We start from the raw sequence: 9285 nt of genomic DNA on the forward strand, positions 1-9285 counted from the left end.
CCGAAGCACACTCCGCATTCGCGCCACGGAATGGGCATCGACCACCCAAAACGAGATCCGTCAGCGTCAATCGCCGCGCGGCACGCTGAAACATTGGAAAGCCAGCTTCTCAGCCAACTTTCGTGCATAGTTCAGGCTAGGCAGCCTCCGGCCCGGTCACCTCAGCCTCGAGGATCGAGCAACCTCAACATCGCGCGGCGTCGCTCCGGCGAGTGAACCAGGAGCCCGACGAAGAGCACGAGGTACAGCCAGGTGAAGGCCGTGCGGACTTCGGGGCTCGGAAACACGAGCTGGACCACGAAGATCCCGGCAATGGCCACCGCCTCCCAGACTCGAAAGACCCGGTCGGCCACGACCAATACCGCAAACAACGATTGGGCAGAGGTGAGCCATAGCTCCCCGGTCTGGCGGGAGGTCAACACGAGCCCGGTCAGGGTCCCGGCCGCGATGCAGTAGGCGATGGGAAGCGCACCGACGAGCAGCGTCCACTGATTCACCTTCGAGGAGATGAGCGCCCCGAGCCCCACCTCCCCTCGCATCCGGTAGGCGAAGAGCAGAGCGATCACGAACTCCGGCGATTCGGAGGCGAGTGGTGCCACCCACTGCACGAGAAGGAACTCGTCGATACTCGTGCGGCGACCCACCTCGACCAGGCTCTCGGCGAAGGGCTCGGCGGAAACCCAGATGGCGAAGCCCGCAAAGGCGAAGAGCGCAAGCGCCCACAAACGCCGTCCCGGATCGCCGAAGCGCGCTTCGATTCTTGCCGGTGGGCCGATCAGCTCGACCTCCTCCGAGTAGCCTCGGGCCGCACTGAAGGCATACGCCGCGAACAACGCAATGAGCAGGCCGCCATCGATCAGGGAGAGGTGGCCGTCCAGGGGAATCAAGAACGAGTAGAGGGTGCCCCACAGCAGGAAACGCAGTTCCAGGGTGCGTCCGGGCGGAAGATCCAACGTCGTGGCCCGCGAGCGGCGACACGCGAGCAACACCACCGAAGCCCAACCGAGGCCGATCAACAGGCGATTGGCGCCGGTCATGTTGGCCACGGCGTATTGGGCGTAGGTGGGATCCTCGGCGGCGCGAATCGCGAAGGAAAGATCCACCGCATACTCGGGAAGGACGCTGACCAGCCCGAGGACCAGCAATGCCAGGGATTGAGGGATGTCCTTCTCGGACAGCTCCGTGGCCCAGGAGAGCAGGAAGGCTGCGCCGAGGATCGCGGCGCCGGAAAGCCCGGCGACGACCTCCGGCGACGGATGCGCCTCGCCCGCTTGCACGACGATCCACGGCAACGGGATGGCGATCGAAAGAACCAGCCAGAGCCAGTCCCGGAACTCGCCCCCGCGCCGCGGAACGTTGTCGCTCACATGAAGTCCGCGCCGAACGCCTCACGGTGGCGTGCACGGATCTCATCCAGGCCGAAATCCGCGTGCTGGGTACCCGCGCGCTCGACGAGGAACGAGCCCATGACACTTCCGAGCCGTCCGCAGCCTTCCAGATCCAGGCCGCGAAGGCGGCCCGCCAGGAAGCCCGCGCGATAGGCGTCTCCGCAGCCGGTCGGATCGATGATCTGGTCGGCCTGAACCGACGGGATCTCGAAGGTTTCGCCACCGCGGTAGAGGCTCGAACCCTTCTCTCCTCGTGTCACCACGAGGGCACCGACCCGCTCCTCCACGTCGGCGAGCTTGAGTCCGGTGGTTTCGAGGGTGAGCTGCCACTCGTAGTCGTTGACCACGTACACATCGGCGCCGGTCAGCAGTTCGGTGAGCTCCTCCTTGTCGAAGAGCGGCAACCCCTGGCCCGGATCGATCATGGCGGGGATGTCATCCTCCTTGAGCGCCCTGGCATGATCGATCATCGCCTGCTTGCCGTTCGGCGAAACCACGCCGATCTCATACGGAGACTGCACCGAAGCGACCGTTGCTTCGTGGGCCCGATCCATCGCACCGGGATGGAAGCCCGTGATCTGGTTGTCGTCCAGATCCGTCGTGATGTAGGCACCCGCGGTCGACTCATCTTTGAGCGGGACGATGTACTCCCGCGTCAGCTCGTGGCGGTCGAGCCAATCCGAGTAGGCTCCGAAATCTTCGCCACCTACTGTCGCGAGCACGAGCGGATCGACGCCGAGCCGCCGCAAGCCGAATGCGATGTTGGCGGCCGTGCCACCAAAGCTGCGACGCAGCTCGGGCACGTGGAAGGCGACATTCAGCACGTGGAGGTTGTCCGGCAGGATCACATCCTTGAAGCGCCCCCGGAACACCATGATGTGATCCACCGCCACCGACCCCGTGCACAATACCGACATGCTCTTCTCCTCGCGCTTGCTGGCGCGCAGTCTCGCCCATGGCCCGGGGCCGTCAATGGCCCGTCCGGTACACTCCCGCGATGCGCATTTCGGAGTTCTATCAGCCGGGCAACCCGGTCTTCTCCTTCGAGTTCTTTCCCCCGAAAACGGATACCGGCTACAGGACCCTGTATCGGACGATCGAGGACCTCAAGGATCTCGGCCCGGGCTTCGTCTCGGTGACCTGTGGCGCCCAGGGATCGACCCGCAGCAAGACCGCCGAGCTGGTGATGCGCATCCAGGACGAGCTCGGACTCACGGCGATGGCCCATATGACCTGCACCGGGCAGACCCGTGAGGAACTGGCCCTGACCCTCGGCCAGCTCCACGCGGGAGGCATTCGCAATGTGCTGGCCTTGCGCGGCGATCCGCCAAAGGACGAGCCGGACTGGCAACCTGTGCCGGGCGGCTTCCAGCACGCCAACGAGCTGACGACGTTCATCAAGAGCCATTTCGATCTGGGCGTGGCGGGTGCCTGCTACCCGGAGAAGCACCCCCAGGCCGCGAGCCTCGAAGAGGATCTGTCGAACTTGCGACTCAAGGTGGAAGCCGGCGCCGAGTTCCTGATCACCCAGCTCTTCCTCGACGAGGCCGACTATTTCTCCTTCGTTGAACGGGCCCGTGCCGTTGGAATCGACGTACCGATCGTGCCGGGCATCATGCCGATGGTGAGCCTGAAGAACCTGCGCGGTGCGATGCGGCTCTCACCGGGATCGAGAACCCCGAGCGAACTCGAGGATGCCCTCGCCTCGGCGGGAGACGACGCCGCGCGCTCTCTCGAGGTAGGCGTTGTCTGGGCGACCGCCCAATGTCGGAAGCTCCTGGCAGGTGGTGCGCCGGGCATTCACTTCTACACCCTCAACAAGTCCCCCGCGACACGCCAGGTGACTGAGCGGCTGCTGGCCGGATGAGCCAACGCAACCTCGAACGAGATCCGCTGCGGGTCGGTGTACTGCTCTCGGGTGAGGGCACCAGCCTCGAAAACCTGTGCGAGCACATCGACAAGGGACACGTTCCGGCACGGGTGGTCGCGGTAGTGAGCTCGAAGCCGGGCGTCGGCGGCCTGCGACGTGCAGAGAACCGGGGGATCCCGGCGCTCGCGGTTCCTCGGAAGCAGCACAAGGATCTCGACCATTTCAACGACCGGATCCATCGCTTTCTCGAGGAGCACGATGTAGAGCTGGTCGCGCTCCTGGGCTTTCTCTCGCCGTTCCAGTTGCGCGGGCGCTTCGAGGGGCGAGCGATGAATGTGCATCCAGCGCTGATCCCAGCCTTCTCGGGCCAGGGCTTCTACGGCCGCCGGGTGTACGAGGCCGTGCTGGCGAAGGGAGTGAAAGTCACCGGGGCGACCGTCCACTTCGTAGACGAGGAATACGACCATGGGCCGATCGTCTCCCAGGAAGCGGTGGCCGTGCGCGAGGACGACACGCTCGAGACCCTGCAGGCCCGGGTGACCGCAGCGGAGCGACGGCTCGTCCCGGAAGCGGTGAGGGCCTTCGCTGAGGGACGAATCACGATCGACGGGGGGCGAGTGCACGTTTCCGATTGACCGAAGGCGAAGAAAAGACGAAACTAGGGCGTCATGCTCTCACTCCCCCGAGCGGCTGCCCACCGCCCCGAGAAACTCCCGCGCCCCCCCCAACCCCAGCTGCGCCTCCGGGTCCAGGAACTGCTCCAGGCGACCGGCTCCGTCGTGCGACTGGGTGCCGGACTCAGCCTGCCCGAGGAGCGCCACCCGACCGGGCTCGATCCGGTGGACGCACTGCTCGGAGGCGGCTTTCCGTGTGGACGCCTCAGCGAAATCGCCGGCCCGGCTTCCTGTGGCCGCACCTCTCTTGCCCACGCCCTGCTTGCCCACGCCACTGCGAGCGGCGAGCTGGCCTGCGTGGTCGATCGCGCCGATGCCTTCGACCCCGCCTCGGCGCGAGACCGCGGCGTAGACCTCACGCGCGTGCTCTGGGCGCGCCCCTCCGGCGTGCCCGAAGCCCTGCGCTGCGCCGAGCACGTACTACGCGCCGGCGGCTTCGCCCTCGTGCTGCTCGATCTGGCCTCGCTCGGAGAAACACCTCGTGTCTCCTCCGCCGTGTGGCCTCGCATGCGCAAGCTCGTGGCCGCCACCTCTGCCGCCTGCATTGCCCTCACCCACCAACGCCTGATCGGCACCTTCGCCGATCTCGCCCTCGAGCTAGGCGAGGCCCGCCCCCACTTCGAAACCGACCCCGCCTGGCTCGAAAGCCTGGAGAGCCGCGTCGCGCTGGTCCGCAACCGCCAGGGCCAGGACGACCGCTCCGTCCCCGTCCGCTGGCGCGCCCCAGACGAGCGCGCCGCATGACACCACCCCGAGGTTGACGGTGTCCCCCCCCCCACGCGTCACGAGCCGAACGACGACACGCCCCCCCCCTCCCCGCGCAAAACGCATCGGGCGCCCGCGGCAGATCTCCCTGCTGCCCGAACCCGAAGAACCGCCTAGCAAGCCCAAACGCACCAAGAACGAGCCCCGACCTGATGTGCCGCGCACGGACGACGAGCCTCGACCCGAGATCGCACGCACTGACAACGAGCCTCGACTCAAGACCCCGCGCACGGAAGAACCCACCAAATCTCTCCCCCCGCAAGCGACGCGCGAAGCGCGGCGCGCGCAGCGAGCTAGTGAGCGAAAGCGAACGGCCAGCGAGCGAAGCAAGGACAGCCGATTGGCGTGCCTGCTGATCCCCGCCATGCCCCTCGCCGCCGCCCTTCGAGCCCATCCGGAACTCGCGGGCCAGCCCTTCGCCGTCGCCTCGGCCGCGGGTCCCCGCGCCGAGATCCTGGCCGTCTCCCCCGAAGCCGCGCGCTCGGCCGTGCGCCCCGGAACGACCGTGGTGCATGCCCGCGCTGCCTGCGCCGATCTCCACGTGCAGATCGCCTCACCCGCCCTCGAACGTGCCGCCCGGGATGCACTCCTCGATGCCGCGCTCTCCACCTCGCCCCGGGCCGAACTCGCACCGGCCCATTCCGGCCTGCACGCCGCCGAAGCTGCCGTCTTCGTGGACGCCCGCGGTGTAGAAGCGCTCTTCCACTCCGAGGTCGGCTTCGCGAGTGCTCTCGGCGAGCGCGCCGCGCGGCTCGGGCTACCCGGCGTCGTGGCGGTAGCCGGCTCTCGCGGCACCGCTCGTATCCTCGCTCGCCAGCTCGCCTTCTCAGGCGAAAGCCCGCGCGTCGTGCCCTCGGGCGAGGATGCCAAGGCCCTGGCCCCCCTGCCCCTCGACCTCTTGAACCCGGACGACGACCTGGCCAGCGCACTCACCCGCTTCGGCCTCTCCCGGGTTGCCGACCTGCTGCGCCTGCCCGAACGCGCCCTCACCCAGAGGCTCGGCGCACGCATCGTTCCGTTGCTCGAGCTGGCCCGCGGCCACGACCGCTCGCCACCGCCCCCTGCCGAGGCAACCCTCTGCTTCGAAGAAGCCCAGGAACTCGAGTTCCCCGTCCGTCAGCTCGAGCCCTTGCTCTTCGTCTTGAACGGCATGCTCTCGCGACTCCTCGAACGGCTTGCTTGCCGTGGCCTGGCCCTCGGTGATCTCGAGCTCGAATTCGGCTTCGAGGATGGTGGACGCGATGCACGACGCGTTGGCCTGGCCGCTCCCACCCTCGACCCGCGCCTGGCCCTGCGCCTCGTCGCTCTCTCGCTCGAATCGAAGCCACCCGATGAAGCGCCCGTTCATGTGCGCCTGGCGACTCCCGGCGCACCTCTGCGCGGCGACCAGCTCGATTTCTTCCGTTCCCCCGGCCCGAGCCCCGCCGTCCTCGCCCACACCCTCGCCGAACTCGGCGCCCTATGCGGCACCGAGCGCGTCGGCACCCCCGCCGTCGCCGACGATCACCATCCGGACGCCTACGAAGTCGCGACCTTTCGCCCGCCCAAGGCATCGGCCACCACAACATCGCCCTCTTCCACAACTGCAACGCCCTCTTCCACAATGGATCGCCCTCATCTGGCTCTCCGCGCGCTGCGCCCGCCCGTACGTGCACAGGTCGATGCCCCCGGCGGCCAGCCACGCTGGGTTCGCAGTCCCCTGGCCAACGGCGAAATCGTTCACTGCGCCGGCCCCTGGCGCACGACGGGGCGCTGGTGGTCCGAGGAGGAACGCTACGCCTTCGACCACTACGACGTGCAGACGGGGGATGGCTGGGTCTTCCGGCTGCGGAAGGATCATGTGGGACGATGCTGGTCGATCGATGCGGTGTACGACTGAGCCGTACCGTCAGCTGGCCTTCGCCAGCTTCTTCACCTTGATACCCTTGGCCACCTTTTGCGCGCGAGCCAGATCATAGGCCACCTGCATCCGAAGCCAGGCGCCGGCCGAGCTCCCGATCCCCTTCTCGAGCCGGATCGCCATCTCGGGTGTGATCCCCGAGCGACCGTTCAGGATCTGTGAGAGCGTCTTGCGAGACACCCCGAGACCCTCGGCAGCGGCAGTCACCGTAAGCCCCAGGCCATTCTCGATTGCATCCCGCGCGACCTCCCCCGGGTGGGGCGGATTCTTCATCACCATCAGTGGTAGTCCTCATAGTCGATGTCGGTTGCGTTGTGGCCATCGAAGCGAAATGTCACCCGCCAGTTGCCAGAGACCCACACCGACCACTGGCCCCTTCGAGCGCCCTTCAGCGGGTGCAAACGCCAACCTGCGATGTCCATATCGGAGGGCACCTCAGCCGCGTCGAGTGCCGCCAAGATCAAACGAAGCCGCCCGACATGTTTCGCGTTCAGGCCCCGAGCCTCTCCGCGCTCGTAGAGCTTCCTGAGCCCCCGGTGCCTGATACGCGAACCCACGGCCGACGAGTGTAACCTCTAGCGTTACAGGTTCCAACACACGATGCCAGGTGCTGGAAACATCAAGGATCGAGTTGAACTCCTGGCGCTCCCATGAGAGCCTGGAACCCTTTCGAAGCCAGAAAGGAGGGCAGCATGCTGCTAGTCCGGATGGCATTCGCGCTCGGCCTGCTGGCTGCGCTACCCGGCACCTCGGTAGCAACGCCTTTCGCCGTCGTGCCCGGCCCGATCGAACTCGGGACGACCGACGAGTTCGCCACACCTACGATCACCGGCACGGCAGAAGTCCTCGGCGATATCCCCGGGTTCCCGACGACCCTGACGCTCAGCGCCGACCTTACGCTTGGGTCCGCGATCATCCTCAATCCCCTCGAAGCCAGCCTGGCGGATCTCCATGCCACACTGAGCGGCGGGCCCGCACCCGTGACGATCGTCGGATTCGACCTGCTGACGACCTTCACGGATCTCAGCCTTACGATCGACGGAGGATGGTTCTCGGCCATCGATTCGCCCTTCCGGGACTTCGCGTTGGAGCCTCTGACCGTTCTCCTTCCGGCGACCCCGTTGAGCCTGAACGTCCTCGACCAACTCGCCGGAACGGCAAGCTTCACGCTAGGCCTGGATCTCGAGATCGATCTACCCGGTTATCCGGCCTACGGCCCCCCCGCCTCGCTCGTCCTTCGCGGCGACATCGCCTTCAGCCAGGTTCCAGGACCGAGCACACTCCTCCTTCTCGCCATCGCGATGCTGATCGGCCTGCCCGCCCGGAAAAGCTCGATTTAGCCATGCTAGGCTGGCCGGCCGTGGCAACGAAGGAGGATCTCCGATGACGATACGGGCGTTCGCTGCAACCAAGGCCGGCGGCCAACTCGAAGCGTTCGATTTCGAACCGCCTCCTCTGGCGCCCCACGACATCGAGATCGCCATCACACGATGCGGCATCTGCCATACCGATCTCAGCCTGATCGATGGCTCCTTCTTCGGCCTCGGCGACTATCCACTCGTGCCGGGGCACGAAGTGGCCGGCCGGATCGTCGCTTTGGGCGAATCCGTGGATCATCTACGCGTCGGCCAGCGCGTCGGAATCGGCTTCCTATGCGGCTCCTGCGGCGAATGCGAATCGTGCCAGGCTGGCGATTCCCATCTCTGCCCGGCTCAGCAGGGCATCTGCGTCGGACGTCATGGAGGCTTCGCGGAAGGCATGCGGGTCGACGGGCGTTTCGCAGTTCCGCTTCCTGACGAGCTGAGCGATGAAGACGCTGCACCACTCATGTGTGCGGGCATAACGACCTATGCCCCCTTTGAAGAGTTTGGGTTGGCGCCTGGTGCACGGGTCGGAGTCATCGGTATCGGGGGCCTGGGGCACCTGGCCATCCAGTTTGGCAAGGCCTTCGGCTGCGAGGTCACGGCCTTTTCTGGTACGGTCGCCAAAGAGGAAGAAGCGAGAACCCTCGGCGCCGAGCATTTCGTCAACAGCCGCGACCCCGCGAGTTTCGCCCATCTGGCCGGCTCCCTCGATCTGCTTCTCGCAACCGCCGACGGCGACCTCCCGTGGGTCGAGTACTCGAACCTGCTTCGCCCTCGCGGTGCACTCTGGCTCGTCGGCTTCCCGAGCCAGCCGATCTCGATTCCGGGCATCATATTGATGAGTCGCAGGTCCTCTATCACCGGGAGTCTGATGGGAAGCCCCGAACAAGTGGCGCGTATGGTTCAGATGGCCGCGAAAAATGGCATCCGCCCAATGACGGAATCGCTACCACTCAGCGAAGTGAACACCGCCATCGAGCGCGTGCGCGCAGGCCAGCCGCGCTATCGGATGGTCCTTTCAAATGATTCGTAGAAGGAGGCGAGCGATATCAACAATGGGTGGACGACGCCCGGCCTCCAGGATGCGCCAGACCAGGTCCTGACGGCGGGCAGGTTCGACTGTCCCGAGTTCCGATCCTGAGGCGCCCCTACTTGACTTAACAACGGCTTATCGGACGTCATTGTGTAGTACCCAAGTAGAAATGTCCGGTTTCTCCAAAGTAGAAATGTCCGCTTTTTCCAGTCGCCCGGGGTACCCCCGCGGGCATGGAGACAGTGAGCATGAGCTACGAGGAACTGGATCGCGTGGGCGTGATTGAGCGCG

The 9285-nt window shown here is 66.1% G+C and carries 10 protein-coding genes; 6 read left to right on the top strand and 4 right to left on the bottom strand.

Features of this window, described 5'->3' with window-relative positions; translation table 11 throughout:
• Positions 1–161 precede the first annotated feature (161 nt).
• Positions 162–1367, bottom strand: a complete 1206-nt coding sequence (locus GY937_13755) for a sodium:calcium antiporter (protein MCP5057770.1) — start codon at positions 1365–1367, stop codon at positions 162–164.
• Positions 1364–2305 carry a carbohydrate kinase family protein gene (locus tag GY937_13760; protein MCP5057771.1) on the bottom strand — a complete coding sequence of 314 codons (942 nt, stop codon included), beginning with the start codon at positions 2303–2305 and terminating at the stop codon, positions 1364–1366. Before GY937_13760 ends, GY937_13755 begins: the two co-directional genes overlap by 4 nt.
• A gap of 80 nt (positions 2306–2385) precedes the next feature.
• Between GY937_13760 and metF the strand changes: the two genes are divergently transcribed.
• From metF to GY937_13780, 4 genes are read left to right on the top strand one after another with little or no spacing between them, the layout of a single operon-like run.
• The gene (gene metF / locus GY937_13765) at positions 2386–3255 is read left to right on the top strand and encodes a methylenetetrahydrofolate reductase [NAD(P)H] (GenBank protein MCP5057772.1); all 870 of its coding nucleotides are present in this window, start codon (positions 2386–2388) and stop codon (positions 3253–3255) included.
• Positions 3252–3893, top strand: a complete 642-nt coding sequence (locus GY937_13770) for a phosphoribosylglycinamide formyltransferase (protein MCP5057773.1) — start codon at positions 3252–3254, stop codon at positions 3891–3893. The genes metF and GY937_13770 overlap by 4 nt, the downstream gene beginning before the upstream one ends.
• Before the next feature lie 33 nt (positions 3894–3926).
• Positions 3927–4676: a hypothetical protein gene (locus GY937_13775; GenBank protein ID MCP5057774.1), complete on the top strand. Its 750-nt coding sequence runs from the start codon at positions 3927–3929 to the stop codon at positions 4674–4676.
• Positions 4677–4695: 19 nt separating this feature from the next.
• Complete coding sequence (locus GY937_13780; GenBank protein ID MCP5057775.1) at positions 4696–6576, top strand: DNA polymerase Y family protein; 1881 nt, start codon at positions 4696–4698, stop codon at positions 6574–6576.
• Positions 6577–6585: 9 nt separating this feature from the next.
• Here the strand turns inward: GY937_13780 and GY937_13785 are convergent, their stop codons facing one another.
• A complete protein-coding gene (locus GY937_13785) occupies positions 6586–6876 on the bottom strand; it encodes a HigA family addiction module antidote protein (GenBank protein MCP5057776.1) in 291 nt (96 codons plus the stop codon).
• Entirely contained in the window at positions 6876–7154 is a 279-nt protein-coding gene (locus tag GY937_13790; protein MCP5057777.1) for a hypothetical protein, read from the bottom strand. The genes GY937_13785 and GY937_13790 overlap by 1 nt, the downstream gene beginning before the upstream one ends.
• 135 nt (positions 7155–7289) lie before the next feature.
• Between GY937_13790 and GY937_13795 the strand changes: the two genes are divergently transcribed.
• Positions 7290–7937, top strand: coding sequence for a hypothetical protein (locus GY937_13795; GenBank protein ID MCP5057778.1), 648 nt, complete (start codon positions 7290–7292; stop codon positions 7935–7937).
• Between the two features lie 43 nt (positions 7938–7980).
• The gene (locus GY937_13800) at positions 7981–8994 is read left to right on the top strand and encodes an NAD(P)-dependent alcohol dehydrogenase (GenBank protein MCP5057779.1); all 1014 of its coding nucleotides are present in this window, start codon (positions 7981–7983) and stop codon (positions 8992–8994) included.
• The last annotated feature ends 291 nt before the right edge of the window (positions 8995–9285 follow it).

Source organism: bacterium, from assembly GCA_024228115.1.
GTDB lineage: Bacteria > Myxococcota_A > UBA9160 > UBA9160 > UBA6930.

Coding starts and splice junctions, on each gene's coding strand:
- metF (MCP5057772.1), top strand. CDS start 2,386: ATGCGCATTTCGGAGTTCTATCAGCCGGGCAACCCGGTCTTCTCCTTC.
- GY937_13775 (MCP5057774.1), top strand. CDS start 3,927: ATGCTCTCACTCCCCCGAGCGGCTGCCCACCGCCCCGAGAAACTCCCG.
- GY937_13795 (MCP5057778.1), top strand. CDS start 7,290: ATGCTGCTAGTCCGGATGGCATTCGCGCTCGGCCTGCTGGCTGCGCTA.
- GY937_13760 (MCP5057771.1), bottom strand. CDS start 2,305: ATGTCGGTATTGTGCACGGGGTCGGTGGCGGTGGATCACATCATGGTG.
- GY937_13785 (MCP5057776.1), bottom strand. CDS start 6,876: ATGGTGATGAAGAATCCGCCCCACCCGGGGGAGGTCGCGCGGGATGCA.
- GY937_13770 (MCP5057773.1), top strand. CDS start 3,252: ATGAGCCAACGCAACCTCGAACGAGATCCGCTGCGGGTCGGTGTACTG.
- GY937_13800 (MCP5057779.1), top strand. CDS start 7,981: ATGACGATACGGGCGTTCGCTGCAACCAAGGCCGGCGGCCAACTCGAA.